The sequence below is a fragment of the Rhodococcus sp. S3 genome (assembly GCF_058211795.1).
The window spans coordinates 2,206,152-2,227,345 of record NZ_CM177074.1 but is presented as its reverse complement, the minus strand read 5'-3'; the positions used below and the strand labels follow the sequence as shown (position 1 = coordinate 2,227,345).

The 21,194-nt window shown below is 69.6% G+C and carries 18 protein-coding genes; 5 read left to right on the top strand and 13 right to left on the bottom strand.

Features of this window, described 5'->3' with window-relative positions; all coding sequences use genetic code 11:
* Positions 1-82: 82 nt before the first annotated feature.
* Positions 83-880 (top strand): peptidylprolyl isomerase, encoded by a 798-nt coding sequence (locus AC0LPE_RS10380; protein WP_490606141.1) that lies wholly within the window; start codon positions 83-85, stop codon positions 878-880.
* Positions 881-902: 22 nt separating this feature from the next.
* On the opposite strand, the gene AC0LPE_RS10375 is transcribed toward AC0LPE_RS10380, so the two are convergent.
* The 12 genes from AC0LPE_RS10375 to tesB all read right to left on the bottom strand — a co-directional run bounded on the left by AC0LPE_RS10375 (position 903) and on the right by tesB (position 14,143).
* Positions 903-3,215, bottom strand: coding sequence for a RelA/SpoT family protein (locus AC0LPE_RS10375; protein WP_016694930.1), 2,313 nt, complete (start codon positions 3,213-3,215; stop codon positions 903-905).
* A 104-nt stretch (positions 3,216-3,319) separates the two neighbouring features.
* On the bottom strand, positions 3,320-3,877 hold the full coding sequence (locus AC0LPE_RS10370) for an adenine phosphoribosyltransferase (RefSeq protein WP_016694929.1): 558 nt from the start codon (positions 3,875-3,877) through the stop codon (positions 3,320-3,322).
* On the bottom strand, positions 3,874-5,625 hold the full coding sequence (locus AC0LPE_RS10365) for an ABC transporter substrate-binding protein (protein WP_490606140.1): 1,752 nt from the start codon (positions 5,623-5,625) through the stop codon (positions 3,874-3,876). The genes AC0LPE_RS10370 and AC0LPE_RS10365 overlap by 4 nt, the downstream gene beginning before the upstream one ends.
* A gap of 1 nt (position 5,626) precedes the next feature.
* Complete coding sequence (secF, locus tag AC0LPE_RS10360) at positions 5,627-6,829, bottom strand: protein translocase subunit SecF (protein ID WP_490606139.1); 1,203 nt, start codon at positions 6,827-6,829, stop codon at positions 5,627-5,629.
* Between the two features lie 2 nt (positions 6,830-6,831).
* Positions 6,832-8,607, bottom strand: a complete 1,776-nt coding sequence (gene secD / locus AC0LPE_RS10355; protein WP_016694926.1) for a protein translocase subunit SecD — start codon at positions 8,605-8,607, stop codon at positions 6,832-6,834.
* 121 nt (positions 8,608-8,728) lie between these two features.
* Positions 8,729-9,058 carry a preprotein translocase subunit YajC gene (gene yajC, locus AC0LPE_RS10350; RefSeq protein ID WP_016694925.1) on the bottom strand — a complete coding sequence of 110 codons (330 nt, stop codon included), beginning with the start codon at positions 9,056-9,058 and terminating at the stop codon, positions 8,729-8,731.
* Positions 9,059-9,205: 147 nt separating this feature from the next.
* Complete coding sequence (ruvB, locus tag AC0LPE_RS10345) at positions 9,206-10,375, bottom strand: Holliday junction branch migration DNA helicase RuvB (protein ID WP_016694923.1); 1,170 nt, start codon at positions 10,373-10,375, stop codon at positions 9,206-9,208.
* Complete coding sequence (gene ruvA, locus AC0LPE_RS10340) at positions 10,372-10,968, bottom strand: Holliday junction branch migration protein RuvA (RefSeq protein WP_490606138.1); 597 nt, start codon at positions 10,966-10,968, stop codon at positions 10,372-10,374. The genes ruvB and ruvA overlap by 4 nt, the downstream gene beginning before the upstream one ends.
* A complete protein-coding gene (gene ruvC / locus AC0LPE_RS10335; protein WP_026061730.1) occupies positions 10,965-11,543 on the bottom strand; it encodes a crossover junction endodeoxyribonuclease RuvC in 579 nt (192 codons plus the stop codon). The genes ruvA and ruvC overlap by 4 nt, the downstream gene beginning before the upstream one ends.
* A gap of 196 nt (positions 11,544-11,739) precedes the next feature.
* Positions 11,740-12,492, bottom strand: a complete 753-nt coding sequence (locus AC0LPE_RS10330; protein ID WP_490606137.1) for a YebC/PmpR family DNA-binding transcriptional regulator — start codon at positions 12,490-12,492, stop codon at positions 11,740-11,742.
* 138 nt (positions 12,493-12,630) lie between these two features.
* The gene (gene pdxT / locus AC0LPE_RS10325) at positions 12,631-13,242 is read right to left on the bottom strand and encodes a pyridoxal 5'-phosphate synthase glutaminase subunit PdxT (protein ID WP_016694919.1); all 612 of its coding nucleotides are present in this window, start codon (positions 13,240-13,242) and stop codon (positions 12,631-12,633) included.
* 76 nt (positions 13,243-13,318) lie between these two features.
* The gene (tesB, locus tag AC0LPE_RS10320; protein WP_016694918.1) at positions 13,319-14,143 is read right to left on the bottom strand and encodes an acyl-CoA thioesterase II; all 825 of its coding nucleotides are present in this window, start codon (positions 14,141-14,143) and stop codon (positions 13,319-13,321) included.
* A gap of 142 nt (positions 14,144-14,285) precedes the next feature.
* On the opposite strand from tesB, the gene AC0LPE_RS10315 reads away from it, so the two are divergent.
* Together AC0LPE_RS10315 and AC0LPE_RS10310 are read left to right on the top strand one after the other, a co-directional pair.
* Positions 14,286-15,107, top strand: coding sequence for an alpha/beta fold hydrolase (locus AC0LPE_RS10315; RefSeq protein WP_088898174.1), 822 nt, complete (start codon positions 14,286-14,288; stop codon positions 15,105-15,107).
* Positions 15,104-16,300 carry a SpoIIE family protein phosphatase gene (locus AC0LPE_RS10310; protein ID WP_088898175.1) on the top strand — a complete coding sequence of 399 codons (1,197 nt, stop codon included), beginning with the start codon at positions 15,104-15,106 and terminating at the stop codon, positions 16,298-16,300. The genes AC0LPE_RS10315 and AC0LPE_RS10310 overlap by 4 nt, the downstream gene beginning before the upstream one ends.
* A 5-nt stretch (positions 16,301-16,305) precedes the next feature.
* On the opposite strand, the gene pdxS is transcribed toward AC0LPE_RS10310, so the two are convergent.
* Positions 16,306-17,208, bottom strand: a complete 903-nt coding sequence (gene pdxS / locus AC0LPE_RS10305) for a pyridoxal 5'-phosphate synthase lyase subunit PdxS (RefSeq protein WP_059381317.1) — start codon at positions 17,206-17,208, stop codon at positions 16,306-16,308.
* 312 nt (positions 17,209-17,520) lie between these two features.
* On the opposite strand from pdxS, the gene AC0LPE_RS10300 reads away from it, so the two are divergent.
* Both AC0LPE_RS10300 and AC0LPE_RS10295 read left to right on the top strand, forming a co-directional pair.
* Complete coding sequence (locus tag AC0LPE_RS10300) at positions 17,521-19,353, top strand: ABC transporter ATP-binding protein (RefSeq protein WP_490606136.1); 1,833 nt, start codon at positions 17,521-17,523, stop codon at positions 19,351-19,353.
* Positions 19,350-21,182 carry an ABC transporter ATP-binding protein gene (locus AC0LPE_RS10295; protein WP_490606135.1) on the top strand — a complete coding sequence of 611 codons (1,833 nt, stop codon included), beginning with the start codon at positions 19,350-19,352 and terminating at the stop codon, positions 21,180-21,182. The genes AC0LPE_RS10300 and AC0LPE_RS10295 overlap by 4 nt, the downstream gene beginning before the upstream one ends.
* Positions 21,183-21,194: the final 12 nt, after the last annotated feature.

Genomic DNA, 21,194 nt, shown 5'->3' with positions numbered 1-21,194 from the left:
GGGTGATCTCGGGGGTGATTGTTCACCGATCCACCCTCGGCCCCTATCGGTTCGTGCAGGGTTCCGATAGCGTCCCGATGCTGTGATCCACACCACCGAACAGCGGTTCGCGTCCCGGCTCCGTACCGTTGTTCCGCTCTGTCTCGTCGCCGTCGCAGTGTTGCTCGGCGGCTGTGCGCAGGACGCCGGTTCCGAAACCACGAAGGTCACCGAGGTCGCCCAGCCACGGTCCGCTCCCCCACGCGATCTGTCCATCTACCGCGGACTCCCCGAGGTCCCGGCCCCACCGGCACCGACGGTGACATGCGAGTACGTCGACAGGGGTGGCGCTCGTCCCCCGTCCACCGCATCGACCGTGGGCATCGTCGACCTGACACTCGAGACGTCGATCGGCGCGATCCCGCTCGTGCTCGACCGGACCCAGGCTCCGTGCACCGTCAACAGCTTCGTCGATCTCGCGCGTCGCGGGTTCTACGACGGCACCTCCTGCCACCGTCTCGCAACCGATCCGGGCGGTGAGCTCTACCAGTGCGGCGACCCCACAGGGACGGGATCCGGCGGGCCCGGTTACACCTTCGCGGACGAGTACCCGGTACCGCAGTTCGCGGCGGAGGCGGCGACGTCCTATCTCCCGCCGGCGGTGCTGTATCCACGCGGCACGGTCGCGATGGCCAACGCCGGGGTGGAGAACAGCAACGGCAGCCAGTTCTTCCTGCTGCTCGGAGATTCGCTGTTGCGACCGGACTTCACGGCCTTCGGCCGCATCGCCGATGCCGGGATGCCGGTGCTCGACGCAGCCGCCGCGGACGGGCACGACGGTTCCAGCCCGCTCGGGGGCGGCGTACCCACGACGCCCGTCGTGATCGGAGCCGTGCGGTGACGGAGCGACCCGACCGCCGCGATCAGGCTGCCGAGGTCACCCGGTAGACGTCGTAGACGCCCTCGACGTTGCGGACGACGTTGAGCACGTGTCCGAGATGCTTAGGATCGCCCATCTCGAAGGTGAACCGGCTCACCGCGACCCGGTCGCCCGTGGTCGTCACCGAGGCCGACAGGATGTTGACCTTCTCGTCGGCGAGCGCCTTCGTGACGTCCGACAGCAGGCGGTGCCGATCGAGCGCCTCGATCTGGATCGCGACGAGGAAGACCGACGACGGCGAGGGCGCCCACTGCACCTCGATGATGCGCTCCGACTGCTCCCGCAGCGACCCGGCGTTGGTGCAGTCGGTGCGGTGCACGCTCACCGCTCCGGTGCGGGTCACGAAGCCCATGATCTCGTCGCCGGGGACGGGCGTGCAGCACTTGGCGAGCTTCGAGACCGTGCCCGGTGCGCCGGGCACGAGGACACCGGAGTCGCCGCTGTGCCGCGAGCGGGTGGGGATGGTCGACGGGGTGGACCGCTCGGCCAGTTCCTCCTCGACGCCACCGACCCCGCCGAGCAGCGCGACCAGCCGTTGCACGACGTGGTGCGCCGAGACGTGGTGCTCACCGACGGCGGTGTACAGCGCCGAGACGTCGGCGTAGCGCAGTTCCTTGGCGACCGCGACCATCAGGTCGGCGTTCATCAGGCGCTGCAGCGGCAGACCGACGCGGCGGACCTCCTTCGCGATGGCGTCCTTGCCGGATTCGAGGGCCTCCTCGCGACGCTCCTTGGCGAACCATTGCCGGATCTTCGCCTTGGCGCGGGGTGAGACGACGAACGACTGCCAGTCGCGGCTCGGGCCGGCGTTGGGGTCCTTGGAGGTAAAGACCTCCACGACCTCGCCGTTCTCGAGCTTGCGTTCGAGGGCGACGAGGCGGCCGTTGACGCGGGCTCCGATGCAGCGGTGCCCGACCTCGGTGTGCACGGCGTACGCGAAGTCCACGGGCGTCGAGCCGGAGGGCAGGGTGATCACGTCGCCCTTGGGCGTGAAGACGAAGATCTCCTTGACCGCCAGGTCGTAGCGGAGCGATTCGAGGAACTCCCCCGGGTCGGCCGCTTCCCGCTGCCAGTCGAGGAGCTGCCGCATCCAGGCCATGTCGTCGAGCTCGGCGACATCACCCGAGTGGCGTCCCTTGGTCTCCTTGTACCGCCAGTGCGCGGCGATGCCGAACTCGGCGGTGCGGTGCATCTCGTGTGTGCGGATCTGCACCTCGAGCGGCTTGCCCTCGGGACCGATGACGGTGGTGTGCAGCGACTGGTAGACGCCGTAGCGGGGCTGCGCGATGTAGTCCTTGAACCGTCCCGCCATGGGCTGCCACAGCGAGTGCACGACACCGACGGCCGCGTAGCAGTCGCGGATCTCGTTGCACAGAATGCGCACGCCGACCAGGTCGTGGATGTCGTCGAAATCGCGGCCCTTGACGATCATCTTCTGGTAGATCGACCAGTAGTGCTTGGGCCGGCCCTCGACGACCGCATCGATCCGCGACGCCGCGAGCGTCCGGCCGATCTCGTCGCGGACGGTGGCCAGGTAGGTGTCGCGCGACGGCGCGCGGGTCGCGACGAGCCGGACGATCTCCTCGTACTTCTTCGGGTGAAGGATCGCGAAGGCGAGGTCCTCGAGCTCCCACTTGACCGTCGCCATTCCGAGGCGGTGGGCCAGCGGGGCGATGACCTCGAGGGTCTCGCGTGCCTTGCGGGCCTGCTTCTCGGGAGGCAGGAAGCGCATGGTCCGCATGTTGTGCAGGCGGTCGGCGACCTTGATGACGAGCACCCGGGGGTCGCGCGCCATCGCGATGATCATCTTGCGGATGGTCTCGCCCTCGGCGGCCGAGCCGAGCACGACCTTGTCGAGTTTGGTGACGCCGTCGACGAGATGCGCGACCTCTTCACCGAACTCGGCGGTGAGCTGCTCGAGCGTGTATCCGGTGTCCTCGACGGTGTCGTGGAGCAGTGCCGCGACGAGGGTCGTGGTGTCCATGCCGAGCTCGGCGAGGATCGTGGCGACCGCCAGCGGGTGGGTGATGTACGGATCGCCGGACTTGCGCTTCTGGCTCGCGTGCCGCTCCTCGGCGACGTCGTACGCGCGCTGCAGTTGCGAGAGGTCGGCCTTCGGGTACAGCTCGCGGTGGATGGTGACCAGCGGCTCGAGGACCGGCTTGAGGCTCGTGCCCCGCTGACCGGTGATACGTCGCGCCAGGCGGGCGCGCACCCGCCTCGACGCGGAGGTCGATGCCGGTGTGGGTGTCGGGTTCTGACCGGAATTGTGCGACCGATCGAGATTCTGGGTCATGCCTCCACCTCCCGTCGCGGCTGCGAACCCGGTTCGTCACCGATGCGCATGTCCGGACCGTACGGGCCCGGCGGGTTCACCGGCACCTGTGGCAACTCTATCTCTCAGATCCGCACGAGAGACGTGAGCGGGTACTTCTGCAGTCGCGCCCGGCCGCCGAGGGCTTCGATCTCGGTGACGACGGTGATCCCGACGACCTCGGCACCGACGCGTTCGAGCAGTTCGACGGTCGCGGCGAGGGTTCCGCCGGTTGCGAGGACGTCGTCGACGACGAGGACCTTGCGTCCCTGCAGGGCCATCCAGTCGCCCGGGATCTCGATCGCGGCGGTGCCGTATTCGAGGCTGTATTCGCAGGTCTGAACGGGCGGCGGGAGCTTGCCCGCCTTGCGGACGGCGAGCACGCCCACGCCGAGGGTGCGGGCGATGCCGCCGCCGAGGAGGAAGCCGCGCGCATCGATACCGGCGACGAGTTCGGCGTCGGGTGCCGCGGACGCCAGCGCCGCGATGACGGCCGAGAAGGACGGTCCGTCGGCGAAGACGGGCGTCAGGTCGGCGAAACGGACACCCGCGGTCGGGAAGTCGTCGACCCATCGGGTGTGTTCGGCCACGGCCACGGCAGCTTCCTCGACGAGCCGCGGGTCGCCGATCCGTTGAGCGTTCATCCTCCGAGTATCCACCGGTCCATGTTCCAGCCCGCACCCGCGGTCGTCGGGTTCGGCACCCCGGCATGCATTCCCGCCGCGAACCCGAGCGTGCGGGGCTGCGCGAACAGGGGCAGGGTGGGGACGTCGCCCCACAGGATGCGTTCGGCCTCGGTCGCGAGTCCGGCGATGGCCGCGTTGTCCTTCGCCACGAGCAGACCGTCGAGCAGTTCGTCGACGCGTCCGATCGAATAGCCGCCGACGTTGCTGCCGGTGCCGGAGTGCAGCGAGCCGCGGGCGTCCTCCATGTCGGCGGCACCACCGGCACCGGCCGCCGTGGCCGTCCCCACGAGGATCGCGTCGACCTCCCCCCCCGTCAGCTGCGACGGCGTGAAGGTGTCGGAGCCGGCGTCGACGATCTCGATGCCCGCCTCCCGGCAGGACTCGCCGATCAGCTCGACGGTGCGCGCGCGACGCTCGTCCGGTCCGAGATAGCCGATGCGGACCTGCATGCGGTCCTGACCGGAGGCCTCACGTTCGGAACGCGCGGCGTCGATGTCGACCTCGGCGTAGCGTTCGGCGGTCTGCGCCGTCTGCGGGTACAGCGGCGAATCGGGCGCCAGGAGCCGCGATGTGACGGGGCCCGTGACGCCGTTCGACTCGTCGGATGCGCCGAGTTCGTCGAACAACTGTGTCCTGGGCGTGCACAGGGCGACGGCGCGGCGCGCCGCCGGGTCCTGGAAGACACCGCTCGTGGCGAACACCAGTTGCTCGAGGTTGCGTGAGACGACGGTGGAGACGTCGGCGCCGTCACCGAGGTTGCTGTGGCCGACGGATCCCTCGGCCACGTCGACGACGTGGATGCGGCCGTCCTCCGCGGCCGCCGACGTGTCGGTGCCGCGCGGCCAGACGACGATGCGGTCGGTGCCCGGGGCGTTCCCCCACCACCGCTCGTTCGCGACGAGGGTCAGGCCGTCCTCGGCGGTGTACGACTCGATGCGGTACGGCCCCGCGGACGGGAACAGCGCCGGATCGATCTCGCCCGGGGTGAGGGCCCAGCCGGTGTTCCAGAACTCCGCGATGCGCCGGACGGCCTCGGTGTCGTTCGCCGTGATCGCCCCGACCACGTCGGGGACACCCGACCTGTCCGCCGCCACGTGGGCCGGCATCAACTCGGTGGCCCCGAACAACGCCTTCCAGTTCGTGTCCTCACGGCCGGGCCGGAAGACGACGGTGGCCTCCTTCGACCCCGCCTGACAGTCGACCCGGTCGATGTCGGCGTAGCCACCGCGATGGGCGGCGTCGAACAGCGGGACCTGCTCGCCGGACTCGTCGGGTGCGGTGAAGCGTCCGCTCGACGCAGCCCAGGCGAGGACGAGGTCGTCGCAGGACGTCGGCACGCCGTCGGAGTAGACCGCATCCGGCGACAGGCGGTACTGCACGGTCAGGCCCTCACCGGGCACGACCGAGGCGGTGCCGATGTCGGTGTCCGCGATCACCCGGCCCGACGGGCCGACGTAGCCGAAGCCCGGCAGCACCCGGGCGAACGCCTGGCGTGCGCCGGAGGCGGCGCCGTCGACGGTGTTGGCGTTGTAGGTCGTCACCGTGTTGTCGATCGCGTACCCGATCGAGTGCACCGGTTCCTCGTCCGTGCCACAGGCCACGGTGGAGAACGCGAGTGTCGAGGCCACCGCTGCGCACGCGAGGAGCGTGCCGCGGCGCCTCGGCGACCGCCTCGTCGTCGGGTCGTTCCGCTCGCTCACCGCCATGTCAGGACCTTCTCTTGCCGCGCTTTCCGGTGGGTCGCGCTCCGGGGGCGGGGCCGCGACGGACCGTCGCCCGGTCGGGCAGGGCTCCGGCCCCCTGGACCGTCGGCACAACCTTCGCAGAGGGCGCGGCGGCCGACTGCGATCCGGCCGTCGTCCCGGCCTTCGCTGCGCGGGCGGCGGCCTCCTCCCGCTTGGCGAGCACCTTGCGGGTGTGCTTCGCGACCGGACCACGCCATTCCTCGAGCGTAACCAGCAACGGGGTCGCGAAGAAGATCGACGAGAAGGTACCGACGACGATGCCGACGAGCTGGACGAGGGCGAGGTCCTTGAGCGTGCCCACTCCGAGGAGCCACACCGCGACCACCATGAGCGCGAGCACCGGCAGCACCGAGATGATCGTGGTGTTGATCGAGCGCATGAGGGTCTGGTTGACGGCGAGGTTGGCCTGCTCGGCGTAGGTGCGGCGGTGCAGGTGCAGGATGCCGCGGGTGTTCTCCTCGACCTTGTCGAAGACGACGACCGTGTCGTACAGCGAGAAGCCGAGGATCGTGAGCAGGCCGATGACGGTCGCCGGGGTGACCTCGAAACCGACGAGGGCGTAGATGCCCGCTGTCACGATGATGTCGAAGAACAGGGCCGCGATCGCCGCGATCGCCATGTTCCGCTGGTAACGGATCGTGATGTAGATGCTGACGATGACGAGGAAGACCACCAGCGCGATGAGCGCCTTGTTGGTGATCTGGCTTCCCCACGTCTCGCTGACGTCGGCGACGCTGATCGCGTTGCGGGACGGCTCACCGTCCGGCCCGGCAGGCTGGAACTCCTCGAACAGTGCGGTCTGCAGCTCGGCGACCTGATCGCCGTCGAGGGTCTCCGACCGGATCTGGACGGTCGCACCGTCGCCGGCACCGACGGTCTGCACCGCTTCGGGTTCGAAACCGATGGTGTCGCTGAAGACGGTTTCGACTTCCTCGACGGCGACGCCCGGCACGGCCGGCATCTGGATGCGGGTGCCGCCCTCGAAGTCGATACCCCAGCTGAATCCGCGCAGCAGCATGCTGAGCAGGGCGATCAGCACGATCACCGCGGTGACGATGTACCACCGCTTGCGGCGGCCGACGATCTCGAAGGCGCCCGTGCCGGTGTACAGGCGGGACAGCAGACCGTGCTGCGGTATGGCCGTCGTCGTGGTCGTGTCGGTCATCGTCACGCCTCCTTCGCAGCGGTCGCGGCAACGAGGCGACGCTCGTCGGCCACCTGCTGGATCGCGCCCAGACCGTTCACACTCGGCTTGGACCAGAACTTCGACTTCGAGGCCAGGAACACCAGCGGCCAGGTCACGAGGAACACCACGACGACGTCGAGGATCGTGGTGAGGCCGAGGGTGAACGCGAAGCCACGGACCTGACCGACGGCCAGGACGTAGAGCACGGCGGCGGCGATGAAGCTGACCGCGTTACCGGAGAGGATGGTCCGGCGGGCACGGGCCCAACCGCGCGGCACGGCGGAACGGAAACTTCGTCCCTCGCGGATCTCGTCCTTGATCCGTTCGAAGAAGACGACGAACGAGTCGGCGGTCATGCCGATACCGATGATGAGACCGGCGACGCCGGCGAGGTCGAGCGTGAACCCGATGTATCGGCCGAGCAGCACCATGACCGCGTAGACCGCCAGACCCGACAGGACGAGCGACAGTGCGGTGAGCAGTCCGAGCATCCGGTAGTAGGCGAGGCAGAAGATCAGCACGAGGGCCAGGCCCACCGCACCGGCGATCAGGCCGGCCTCGAGCGAGGCCAGACCCAGTGTCGCGGAGACGGTCTCGGCTTCGGACGCGACGAACGACAGCGGGAGCGAGCCGTACTTGAGGGTGTTCGCGAGCTCGGCGGCCTGCGTGTTCGTGAACTGGCCGGTGATCGAGGTGGCGCTGCCGGCGGGGGTGGCGCCCTGGATCACCGGGGCGCTGACGACCTTCGAGTCGAGCACGAAGGCGGCCTGCTGACCGATGTTCGCCGCGGTGAACTGCGCCCAGGTGTTGCTGCCCTCGCTGTCGAAGGTCAGGCTGACCTCGTAGCGCGACTGCTGCTGGTTGAAGCCGGAGGTGGCGTCGTCGATCTGCTGGCCGTCGATGATGCTCGGGCCGAGCAGGTAGATCGCGGTGCCGTCCGTGGAGCACGCGACGAGCGGAAGCGCCGGGTCGTCGTTGCCTGCGAGCGGGTCGGCCGCGGAGCAGTCGAGCGCGAGAGCTGCGGCCTGCTGCACCGCGGGGTCCTCGCTCTGGCGGGTGGCCTTGGCCGCGGCGATGTCGGCGGCCGCCTGTTCCTGCGGGGTGAGCGAGCCGTCGTTCTCGGGAACCTCGGGTGCTCCGGTGGTCTCGGTCGGAGCCTCGGGCGTCTCGGCCGGTTCCGGGGCATCGGTGGGCGCGGTGGGATCCTGCGCCGGGAACGGACGTCCCTGCGGTTCGGGCGCATCGGCGGGCGGAGCCTGATCGGCCGGTGCGGGTTCGCCGGGTGCCGGTTCGGCAGGGGCCGGTTCTGCGGGCAGCCCGCCCTCGGGCGTACCGGCGCCGGGCTGCTCGGCGAGATCCTCGGCGGTCATGTTCGCGTCGATCGGTCCCCCGATCACCGGCCTGATGTACAGACGGGCGGTCTGGCCCAGCGTCCTGGCCTGGGAGCTGTCCTCACCCGGGACGGTGATCACGAGGTTGTCGCCCTCGACGATCACTTCCGAACCCGACACACCGAGGCCGTTGACGCGGGTCTCGATGATCTGCTGGGCCTGGCGGAGGCTGTCCGGACTCGGGCTGCTCCCGTCGGGGGTTCGCGCGGTGAGGGTGACGCGGGTGCCACCCTGCAGGTCGATGCCCAGCTTCGGGGTGGGCGACTTGTCCCCGGTGAAGAAGACCAGTGCATACAACGCGGCGAGAATCACCCCGAACAGGGCGAGAGCGCGCACGGGATGCACCGATCCGTTGGAAGGTGCCACGGTCTGTCAGTCTCCTCGATGCGAGTGAGTGAGTGAGTGAGTGGTGGTCGGGTCCAGTCGCGCGGCGCTCGTCACCGGCACCGGAGACTCCGGTGCCGAACCGTGCGTCGCGAATCGGCTGTCAGTACTCGGTCGGACGTCCCTCCGGCGGGGTCGCATCGTCGTCCTTGCGGAGCAGATCCGGATCCTGCGGGGTCTCGGTCTCGACGCGCTCCCGGATGACCAGACGCGACCAGGTCGTGACGACACCCGGCGCGATCTCGAGATCGACGGTGTCGTCGGCGAGGGCGGCCACCGTGGCGTGCAGACCCGCGGTGGTCATCACGCGGTCGCCGATGCGCAGGGAGTCCTGCAGCGCCGTCACCTTCTGCATCTCCTTCTTCTGACGCCGCACGCCCAGGAAGGTCGGGACGAGCAGTGCCAGGATCAGGAGAGGGAAGAGCAGTTCCATCGTTGAAGTCAGTCCTCGGTCGTTGTCGGTGGGTGGTGACGCGGGCGACACCAGCGGGTCGTGGTGGCGCATGCGGCACCACGACGTCGGGATCGGCCTCCACGGACCGACGCAGTAGACCAGTGTGCCATTCCCCGGGCGAGGGTCCTACCGCCGTACGTCCGGATCGTCCGGGTCGGACGGATCGACACCGCCCTCGAGGGTCGTGTCGGGGTCGTCCTCGAACAGCTCGAGCTGGGGTTCGCGCGCGCGCACCTCGATGCCCCCGGTGGCGGCTTCCGGCGGCGGGGTGAGGCCGAGCTGCAACCAGGCGGCCTGCGTGGCCACACGTCCGCGCGGAGTGCGCGCGACCATGCCGGCACGGACCAGGAAGGGCTCACACACCTCCTCGACGGTGGCGGGCTCCTCCCCCACGGCCACCGCGAGTGTCGACACGCCGACCGGGCCGCCACCGAAGCTGCGGACGAGTGCGCCGAGAACGGCGCGGTCGAGACGATCGAGACCGATCGGGTCGACGTCGTACACCTCGAGCGCGGCCTGGGCCACGGCCCGGGTCACGACACCGTCGGCGCGCACGTCGGCGTAGTCGCGGACGCGGCGCAGCAACCGGTTGGCGATACGCGGCGTGCCGCGGGAGCGACCGGCGATCTCCGCGGCGGCGTCGTCGCGCAGATCGATCCCGAGGATCGACGCGGAGCGGTGCAGGATCCGCTGCAGTTCGGGAGGCTCGTAGAAGTCCATGTGCGCGGTGAAACCGAACCGGTCGCGGAGCGGGCCGGTGAGGGCGCCGGAACGGGTGGTCGCGCCGACGAGGGTGAAGGGTGCGACCTCGAGCGGGATGGACGTCGCGCCGGGCCCCTTGCCCACCACGACGTCGACGCGGAAATCCTCCATCGCGAGGTACAGCATCTCCTCGGCCGGTCGGGCGATGCGGTGGATCTCGTCGATGAACAGCACGTCGCCCTCGGCGAGATTCGACAGCATCGCGGCGAGATCGCCGGCGCGTTCGAGCGCGGGACCGGAGGTCAGTCGCAGCGACGTGCCGAGTTCGGCGGCGATGATCATCGCCATCGACGTCTTGCCGAGACCGGGCGGGCCGGACAGGAGGATGTGGTCGGGAGTGCCGCCGCGGAGTTTCGCTCCTCGCAGGACGAGCTGCAGCTGCTCGCGGACCCGCGGTTGCCCGATGAAATCGTCGAGACTGGTCGGGCGCAGGCTGGTCTCGATGTCGCTGTCGGAGGGCAGGTGCTCCGCCGTGACGGGCGACCGATCACGGTCGGCCGCTGCAGCATCGAACTCACGGTACTCGTCGGTCACCGCGACCTACCCAGCAGCTTGAGCGCCGAGCGCAGCGCCGTCGAGACGTCGGCGCCCGGGTCGTCGGCGAGGACCTTGTCGGCGGCCGGTTCGGCCTGACGCGGCGTGAATCCGAGGCCGACCAGCGCCTCGACGATCTGGTCGCGCAGCGGCGAGGCTCCGGCCGCGACGGGCGACGATCCGGTCGCACCGAAGGCCGCGACCTTGTCGCGCAGTTCGACGATCATGCGTTCGGCGCCGCGCTTGCCGATCCCGGGCACCCTCGTCAACGCTGCGGTGTTGCCGTCGGCGAGAGCGGCACGCAAGGCATCGGGTTCGAGGACGGCGAGCGTGGCCATGGCGAGCCGGGGGCCGACGCCGCTGACCGTCTGCAGCAGACCGAACAGCTCGCGCGCCTCCGCGTCCACGAAGCCGTACAGCGTCATGGAGTCCTCGCGGACGATCATCGCGGTGGCGAGTCTGGCCTGCTCGCCGCGCCGGAGACCGGCGAGGGTCGCGGGTGTGGTGTTGATGCGATAGCCGATCCCACCCGCCTCGATCACCACGTGGTCGAGGGCTATGTCGAGTACCTCGCCGTGTACCGAGGCGATCACCGGCTACCTGCCTTCCGTGCGGCCGACTGTTCGCGCAGCCGCTCCTCGTAGCGTTTCTTCTGCTGGGCGGCCGCAGCTTCGGCGGCCGCAAGTCTGGCGATCAGCGGGGCCCGCCAACAATGTGCGACGGCCAGCGCGAGCGCGTCGGCGGCGTCGGCGGGCTTCGGCGCGGCGTCGAGCTTGAGGATGCGGGTGATCATCGTGGTCACCTGCTTCTTGTCGGCCGTGCCACTGCCGGTGACCGCGGCCTTCACCTCGCTCGGCGTGTGGAACATGACCGGGATCGAGCGACGCGCCGCGGCCAGGGCGACGACACCGCCGGCCTGCGCGGTGCCCATCGCGGTGCGCACGTTGTGCTGGGAGAACACGCGCTCGATCGCGACGACGTCGGGCTCGTAGCGGTCCATCCATTCCTCGACCGAGTCGGACACCTTGAGGAGTCGGTGCTCGAGGTCGAGGTCGGGTGAGGTGCGGATGACCCCGACGGCGACGGGGATCACGTCGCGTCCGCGTCCTGTGTCGACCATCCCCAGACCACAGCGGGTCAGACCGGGGTCGACACCCATCACGCGCACCCGACTCACCTCTCGACACCCGAATACGGCCGGTTTCCGACACATCCGACGGACCCGACCCCGCTCCGCACGATTGCGAACGCCTGTTCGAGAGCATAGCGGCCGGGGTCGGGTGCCGGGAGACCGACACGCGACCCCGGCCGCTGTGACAAGTACGACGAGCGTCGCTCGGGGACGAGTACGACGAGAGCGTCGCTCAGGCGTCGAGTTCGGCGAGCACGTCGTCGGAGATGTCGACGTTCGTGTAGACGTTCTGCACGTCGTCGCAGTCCTCGAGCGCGTCGACCAGCTTCATGACCTTGCGCGCGCCCTCGGCGTCGACGGGCACCTCGACCGAGGCCCGGAAGTCGGGGTCGGCCGAGTCGTAGTCGATGCCGGCGTCGACGAGCGCCGTACGCACGGCGATCAGGTCGGACGCCTCGGAGACGATCTCGAAGGAGTCGCCGAGATCGTTGATCTCCTCGGCGCCCGCTTCGAGGACGACCTCGAGGATCTCGTCCTCGGAGCGGCCGTTCTTCTCGAGCACGACGACAGCCTTACGGGTGAAGAGGTAGGCGACCGAACCCGGATCGGCCATGTTGCCGCCGTTGCGGGTCATCGCCGTGCGGACCTCACCGGCGGCGCGGTTGCGGTTGTCGGTCAGGCACTCGATGAGCAGCGCGACACCGTTGGGGCCGTAGCCCTCGTAGGTGATGTTCTGCCAGTCGGCACCGCCGGCTTCCTCACCGGCGCCGCGCTTGCGGGCACGCTCGATGTTGTCGTTCGGGACCGAGCTCTTCTTCGCCTTCTGGATGGCGTCGAACAGGGTCGGGTTACCCGCCGGGTCGCCACCGCCGGTCCGAGCCGCCACCTCGATGTTCTTGATGAGCTTCGCGAACATCTTGCCGCGCTTGGCGTCGATGACCGCCTTCTTGTGCTTGGTGGTGGCCCATTTGGAGTGGCCGCTCATTCGCTTCGAGCCCCTTCCGGCGAAGTGTGGTCGGCGTCAACCGACAGGTCGGAGCGTCGATTCTACTCGCTCCCGCTGTGGGCCACCGCACGGTGGCCGTGTCGTCATGTCGCCGAGGTCGTCGGGCGCACTCCGCGGTCAGGTGGCCGAGCGCACGGTCTCCACGAACAACCGGTGCACGCGATGGTCGCCGGTGATCTCGGGATGGAAGGAGGTCGCGATCACGGCACCCTGTCGCACCGCGACCACCCGGCCCGCCGCCGGCCCGTCCGGCACCGTGGCCAGGACCTCGACGTCGGGCCCGACCTCCTCCACCCAGGGCGCGCGGATGAACACCGCGCGCACCGGACCGTCGTCGAGGCCGGTCAGCGGCAGGTCGGTCTCGAACGAGTCGACCTGACGGCCGAACGCGTTGCGGCGCACCACGATATCGAGGGCGTCGAGGTGCTCGGCGTCCTCGGTGGTGTCGAGTACCCGGGAGGCGAGCAGGATCATGCCGGCGCACGAACCGTAGGCGGGCAGGCCCGCCTTCAACCGGCTCCGCAACGGCTCGAGCAGATCGAACACGCGTAACAGCCGGCTGACGGTCGTGGACTCGCCGCCGGGGAGGACGATGCCGTCGACCTCGTCGAGTTCGCGCTCGCGCCGCACCGCGATCGTCCGCGCACCCGCCGCCTCGAGAGCACTGCGGTGTTCGCGGACGTCGCCCTGCAGTGCCAGGACGCCGATCGTGGGGGAAGAAGTGGTCACCGTTGCCTGCCTGTCCGTCCGGGGTCGCCGGGGCGCAGGCACTCCGTGAGGACGTCCTCGTCGGGGACGCCCTCGTTCAGGACTCGCGCAGGTACCGCGTGAGTCCTTCCTGCACCACCGCCGCGACCATGTTGCCGTTGCGATCGAAGATCCGCCCCTGGGTCAGTGCGCGCCCCAGCCCGGCGGAGGGTGACGTCTGGTCGTAGAGCAGCCAGTCGTCGGCGCGGAACGGCCGCAGGAACCACATCGCGTGGTCCAGGGATGCGCCCTGCGTCCGTTCGTCGTCGTGGCCGACACTCGCCGAGCCGAGCAACGTCATATCGCTCATGTACGCGAGCGTGCACACGTGGAAGACCGGGTCGTCGGGGAGGATCTCGCGGGACTTGAACCACAGCTGCTGCTGTGCGGCCATCCTGCTCGACGAGTCCATCCGGTCGCGGGGAACGAACCGGAAGTCCCATTCGGCCCATTCCTTCTTCGCCCACAGCAGGGTCGCGTCGTCGACCACGGTCTCCGGATCGGGCAGTTCCTCCGGAGCCGGCACGCGCGGCATCGTGTCCTGGTGCTCGATCCCCTCGTCGCGCACGTGGAACGACGCCGACATGGTGAAGATCGCCTTGCCGTCCTGGACGGCCGTCACGCGCCGGGTGCAGAAGGAGCGGCCGTCGCGGATCCGGTCGACGAGATAGACGATCTGCATCGTCGGGTTCCCCGGCCGGAGGAAGTAGCCGTGCAGAGAGTGGACCCCGAAGTCGGGATCTACGGTGCGGACCGCCGATACGAGCGCCTGACCGGCGACCTGACCACCGAACGTCCGCGGCAGCAACGTCTCCGTCGCTATGCCCCGGAAGATGTCGTTCTCGATCTGTTCGAGCGCCAGGATCTGCTCGATCTTCGCCATGGAAACTCCTTCTGTGCGCCGTACGCAAGAAGGCTAGCTGTACGGACGCGTGCCGAACGCCGTGTCCCCGGGAAGATGCGAGAGAACCGGGATCGCTATCGAGTTGCGAATATGACACCCTCGGGAGAACGGAGGGGGTGCAATGCGACAAGTCACCGATGTGGTGCGCAGGAACAGCGTGACGATCACGGGCAACCGAGAGGGCCCGGTGGTCGTCCTCGCGCACGGTTTCGGCTGTGACCAGCACCTGTGGCGCCTGGTGATCCCGCTGCTCGAACCCGACTTCACCGTGGTGCGGTTCGACCACGTCGGCTCCGGGCGTTCCGATGCGACCGCGTGGGATCCCCAGCGCTATTCGCGGATGGAGACCTACGCCGAGGACGTCGTGGACCTGTGCCGGAGCCTGGATCTCGGTCCGGTGCTCTTCGTCGGCCACTCGGTGAGCGCGTCGATCGGTGTCCTCGCGGCCGCCGCTGCCCCGGAAATCTTCTCCGGTCTCGTGCTGCTCGCACCGTCCCCGTGCTTCATCGACGATCCGGCCACCGGTTACCGCGGTGGGTTCAGCACCGACGACATCGACGAGTTGCTCGAATCCCTCGAGGCGAACTATCTGGGCTGGACCGAGTCGATGGCGCCGGTCATCATGGGCAACCCGGAACGGCCGGAGCTCGGCGACGAACTCGCCGAGATCTTCTGCCGCACAGATCCCGAGGTGGCGCGCGTCTTCGCCCGGGTGACCTTCCTGGCCGACAACCGCTCCGATCTGGCCGCGGTGTCGGTGCCCACGCTCGTCGCCCAGTGCGCCCACGATGCGATCGCTCCGCGCGAGGTCGGTGCCTTCGTTCACGAGCAGATCCCCGGGAGCGAACTCGTGACCCTGAACGCGACCGGCCACTGCCCGCAGCTCAGCGCACCCGAAGAGACAGCAGCCGCGATCGCGGCGTTCGCGCGCCGATCGGGGTGACGGCGACGACCGATCGGACCCTCGATCCCCGTATCCGACACGGCGACGCGCTCTACGACAACGCGCCGTGCGGATTCCTGACGACGCTCCCGGACGGCCGTATCACGGACGTGAACCGGACGTTGACGGACTGGCTCGGATTCCCGAGCGACGAGCTGGTCGGCAAGCGGTACTTCTCGGACCTGCTCAGCGTGGGCGGCCGCATCTACCACGAGACCCACTACGCGCCGCTCCTCGTCATGCACGGGCAGATCAACGGGATCGCCCTCGAACTCGTCCGGGCCGACCGGACGCGGCTGCCGGTCCTGGCGGCCTCGGTGGTCGAACCGGACGCCGAGGGCAGGCCCGCGCTGATCCGCACGATGCTGTTCGACGCTCGTGAGCGCCGCGCCTACGAGACCGAACTGCTCCGTGCCCGTCGCGAGGCCGAACTCGAGCGCGAGCGGCTCCGCAAGATCAACGCCACGCTCCAGGCGACCCTCCTTCCGCCGAGCCTGCCCGCGGTACCGGGACTCGAGGTCGACGCGTACTACCACATCGCGTCCCCCGACGAGGTCGGCGGCGACTTCTACGACCTGTTCCCCGCGCGTACCGGCACGTGGGGGCTGTTCCTCGGCGACGTGTGCGGAAAAGGCGCTCGCGCAGCGGCGGTGACGTCGATCGTCCGCTACACGCTGCGCGCCGCGGCGGTCTACGAGACGTTCCCGTCCGCGGCGCTCAGGACGCTCAACACCACCCTGCTCGACGAACGCGACAGCGAGACGCGAGCCCCCTTCTGCACGCTCACCTTCGGTACGGTCGCTCCCGACCCGGATACGGGACGGGTCGACATCCGTCTCGCCTCGGGTGGGCATCCGCCGCCGCTCCTCGTGCGCGCCAACGGCAACGTCGACTATCTCCCCACGATCGGCGGACAGCTGATCGGGATGCTGCCCACGCCGCGGCTCGTCGAGCACACCTTCGCGCTGCGCCCCGGCGACACACTGCTGCTGTACACCGACGGGGTGACCGAGGCGCTCGTCTCCGGTGAGACCCGCGAACGTTTCGGAGAGGATCGGCTCCTCGACCATGTCCGCGCGTCGAAGCCGACGAGCGCGGCGGAAGCGGTCGGGGCCGTCCGCGAGGCGCTCGCGACGCTCGGAGCGGGCGTGCAGGACGACGTCGCCCTGCTCGCCCTGCACGCACCCCGATAGAGCGGTCACCAGCCGCGTTCGGCGAGCCGGTGCGGCTGCGGGATCTCGTCGACGTTGATACCGACCATCGCCTCGCCGAGACCCCGCGAGACCTTCGCGAGCACGTCGGGATCGTCGTGGAAGGTGGTGGCCTTGACGATCGCGGCCGCACGCTGGGCAGGGTTACCCGACTTGAAGATTCCGGATCCGACGAACACGCCCTCGGCCCCGAGCTGCATCATCATCGCGGCGTCGGCGGGGGTGGCGATGCCACCGGCGGTGAAGAGGGTGACGGGCAGCTTGCCGGCGCGGGCGACCTCGACGACGAGGTCGTAGGGGGCCTGCAGTTCCTTGGCGGCGACGTAGAGCTCGTCCTCGGGAAGCGAGGTCAGGCGCCGGATCTCCTGGCGGATCCGGCGCATGTGGGTCGTGGCGTTCGAGACGTCGCCGGTGCCGGCCTCGCCCTTCGAGCGAATCATCGCCGCACCCTCGTTGATACGGCGCAGTGCCTCACCGAGATTCGTGGCGCCGCACACGAACGGCACGGTGAACGCGAACTTGTCGATGTGGTTCTCGTAGTCGGCGGGGGTGAGCACCTCCGACTCGTCGATGTAGTCGACCCCGAGAGCCTGCAGGATCTGCGCCTCGACGAAGTGGCCGATGCGCGCCTTGGCCATGACGGGGATCGAGACGGCCTCGATGATGCCGTCGATCATGTCGGGATCGCTCATGCGCGACACGCCGCCCTGCGCGCGGATGTCGGCGGGCACGCGTTCGAGGGCCATGACCGCCACCGCGCCGGCGTCCTCGGCGATCTTCGCCTGCTCGGGGGTCACCACGTCCATGATCACCCCGCCCTTGAGCATCTCGGCCATGCCGCGCTTGACGCGGGCGGTGCCGGTGACGGGGGCGGTATCGGGGCTGGTCACGATGGGGATTCCTCCTCGGTGGACGGATCGGCGAATACTGCCGGCGCACGGGCGACGGGCAGCGGACCCCAGCCTAGGACCGTATCCGAGCCACCCCCATAGCCAGTTGACAACAACTGGACTGCACGCTGCCGGTCCACTCCCCCGACTGGGCTCCGGAGGTTTTCGATCACGCCGACTCGAACCGTCGCCCGGATCGTTGCCGATACTCATGATGGGAGGGATGTGCGCCCACGGCCGTGGGCGCACTCCGCCGTTTCACCTCGAGGGTTCACGCGGATGTCCGGGAACCGACGAAAGGCTGGGATGCCCGTGGCACCGAACCGCCCTGTTGCTCGTGAACCGCTCCGCGGAGCCACCTTCCGGGCAGGGATCGCGATGATGGTCGAGGACTGTCGCCGATTCCCCGTCCCCGCGGCGGTCGCGATCGGCGCGAGCATCGCCAACGGCCTGTGCACGGTGCTGTTCGCCGACGTGATCGGCTCGGCCACCGACGATCTCGTCCTCGGGAGTTTCGAACGCGGCGAGCTGTCCACCGGCATCGCTGTGGCAACGGCTCTCGCGTTGATCGGCGTCGCTCTGTTGCGCGTCCTGAGCATCGTGACCCGCACGTTCGCGGGAGGCACCGTCCAGTTCCGCGGACTGGCCCGCACGCGCACGCGCCTGGCCGATCACTATCTCGATTCCGGATCGCGCTGGCACCGAGGTCATCCCACCGGTCGTCTGCTCGCCCATGCCGTCTCCGACGCCGACTCCGCCCACGCCCCGATGCAGCACTTCCCGTTCGCGGTCGGCATGACCGGCATGCTCCTGGCGGTGCTCGTCCAGGTCTTCCGCACGGACACCCGGCTCGGTGTGATCGCGGCCGTGCTCATCCCCGCGCTCATCGCGACGAACGTGGTCTACCAACGGGTCCTGTCGCCGCGCGCCCGGCAGGTGCAGTCGCGCCGCGCCGAGGTCGCCGCGCTCGCGCACGAGGCGATCGCCGGCGCCCAGGTCATCCGCACGCTCGGAGCGACCGACGACGAGACGCGGCGATTCGCCGGCGCCGCACACGAACTCGCGAGGGCCAATCGGTCCGCGGGTCGTGTCGGGGCGATCTTCGACCCGCTCATCGAACTGACCCCGTCGTTCGCGGTCCTCGTGGTCCTGCTCGTGGGCGTGGTGCGGATCGAGGCCGGTGCGGTGACCATCGGCGCCCTGGTCTCGGTCGTCTACCTGCTGCTCACCATGGCGATGCCGCTCGGTGTCATCGGCCGCTTCCTCGCCGTCCTGCCGGCCGGTGTCGTCGGTCGCCGCCGCGTCGAGACGGTACTGGCCGAGGCCGAACCGGAGCCGTCCGGCTCGGCCTCCGTCCCCCACTCGGCGGCTCCGGCCCGTCTGCGCGCCGATGCCGTCTCCTACCGCTTCGCCGACGCCGACCGTCCCGCCGTCGACTCGGTCGACCTGGATCTGCGCCCGGGACGCATCGTGGCGCTCGTCGGGCGCAACGGTTCCGGCAAGTCCACCCTCGTCGCGCTGCTCACTCGTCTGTTCCCGCCCACCTCGGGCACCGTGACCCTCGACGACGTCGACCTGGCCACGACACCACCCGATCACACGGCACGACACGTCGCTCTCGTCACCCAGACCCCGTTCGTCTTCGCCGGATCCGTGCGCGACAACCTCACCCTGTGGGACGACGGGATCGACGAGGCAGCGGTCCGTCGCGCGCTCGCGCTCGCCGAGGCCGGCTTCGTCGACGAACTGCCGGACGGTCTCGACACCGTGATCGGCGACGGTCACGCGCGGTTGTCCGGCGGCCAGCGTCAGCGCATCGCCCTCGCTCGGGCACTCGTGCGGCGACCCCGTGTGCTCGTCCTCGACGACGCCACGTCCGCGCTCGATCCCGCCGTGGAGCGTGCCGTCGTCGACAACCTGCGGGCGGAGTTCTCGCAGGGACGATCGGAGACCACGATCCTCGTCGTCGCACACCGTCCGGCGATGATCTCACTCGCCGACGAGGTGGTCTTCGTCGATCAGGGCCGGGTGGTCGCGACCGGCACTCACGCCGGTCTCGCGGCATCGGTGCCCGCCTACCGCGATCTGGTGACGGCCTACGACGACAATGCACGCACGGCCGAACTCGAGGGGGCGACCCGATGACCGTGTCCCCCACCGCATCCCCACAACCGGACGCCGAAAGGACCGACACCGAACGACTCGGCACCGTCGCGTTGCTCCGCCGCGTCGCCCGGCTCGTCCCGTCGGTGCGGACCGGCCTGGCCGCCACCCTGGCGTTCGCCGCGCTCGCGGCGGTGGGACGCATCGTCGTTCCCGTCGTGGTGCAGTACACGATCGATCACGGTCTGCTCACCGCAGTCACCTCCGAGGAGCGCACCCGGATCGTCGTCTGGTGCGCGCTCCTGGGAATGGCAGCCGTGCTGGTCGCAGGCGTCGGCTCGTCGCTGATGAACCGTCGTCTGATCTCGACCGTCGAGGACGTCGTGTCCGCCCTGCGGATCCGGGTGCTCGACCACACCCTGCGGCTGCCTCCCACCCGTCTGGAATCCGGCGCGCAGGGCAGCTTCGTCGCCCGGAGCACCGACGACCTCGATGCGGTGACGGTGTTCGCCCAGGGTGGCGGCATGACCCTCGTCCAGAACCTGACCCAGATGACGATCGCGTTCATCGTCATGGCGGTGTACTCGTGGCCGCTGGCGATCCTGGCGGCGCTGGTCGCGTGCGTCGTGCCGCTCGTCGGCCGCTACGTGCAGCGGATCATCGCGGGCCGGTTCGACGTGGTGCGCTCGCGGATCGGGCAGCTGTACGCGGCGTTCGCGGAGACCCTCACCGGGATCGACACGATCCGGGCCGCCGGCGCCGTCGAGCGGGTCCGGACCCGGGTGCATTCGCGGATCGATGCGACGGCGGACGCACAGGTCCGCACGCTGCTGCCGATGAGCGCCTCGTTCTCCGTCGGCCAGAGCATCGACACGCTCATCACGATCGCGGTGATGTACGGCGGGGTCGCGCTCGGCCTCGGCACCTCCGGTGTGGGTTCGTCGATCACCGTGGGGACGGTGGTCGCCTTCGTCTTCCTCGTGACGTTCTTCGTCCGGCCTCTGCAGTTCGCCGTCAACACACTGGCCGACGCCAAGAACTCGGAGGCGGGACTGCGCCGGGTGCTCGCGATCCTCGACCTGGAGACCGACGCGGTCGCACAGGAGATCGCGACGCCGCTGCGACCCGGGATGTTCGACGTCGACATCGACGCCGTCGAGGTGGGCTACGTCCCCGGACGCCCGGTCCTGAGCGGGTTAAACCTGCGGATCGGTGCCGGGCAGCAGGTCGCGGTGGTGGGCGAGACCGGTTCGGGCAAGAGCACCTTCGCCAAGCTGCTCACCCGGCAGCTGCACCCCACGACCGGCACCGTCCGCTTCGCCGGTGTCGACGTCGCGAGCATCGACGACGGGTCGCTCGCCCGGCGTGTCGCCGTGGTCGCCCAGGATCCCTTCCTGTTCGATCGCAGCGTCCTCGAGAACATCGCCGTCGCCCGTCCGGGAACCGACCGGCACGACGTCGAAGCGATCCTTGCCGAGCTGGGGCTCGACGACTGGGCCCGCGACCTACCGCACGGCCTCGACACCCGCACCGGCCAGCGGGGTGAGGCGCTGTCGGTCGGCGAACGCCAGCTCGTCGCGCTGGCACGCACCGCGCTCGTCGACCCCGACCTGCTGGTCCTCGACGAGGCCACCAGCGGTGTCGATGCAGGAACCGACGTGCGCCTGCAGCGGGCGCTGACATCGATCGGACGGGGACGCACCACGGTGACGATCGCCCACCGCCTGCACAGTGCGCGGGTCGCCGATCGAATCCTGGTGTTCGACCGGGGCCGGATCGTCGAGGACGGCACGCACGACGAGCTGGTCGCAACGGGTGGGCTCTACGCCCGGCTGCAGGACGCCTGGTCGTTCCGGTCGACGCTCGTGTGAGGGGAGCGGCTC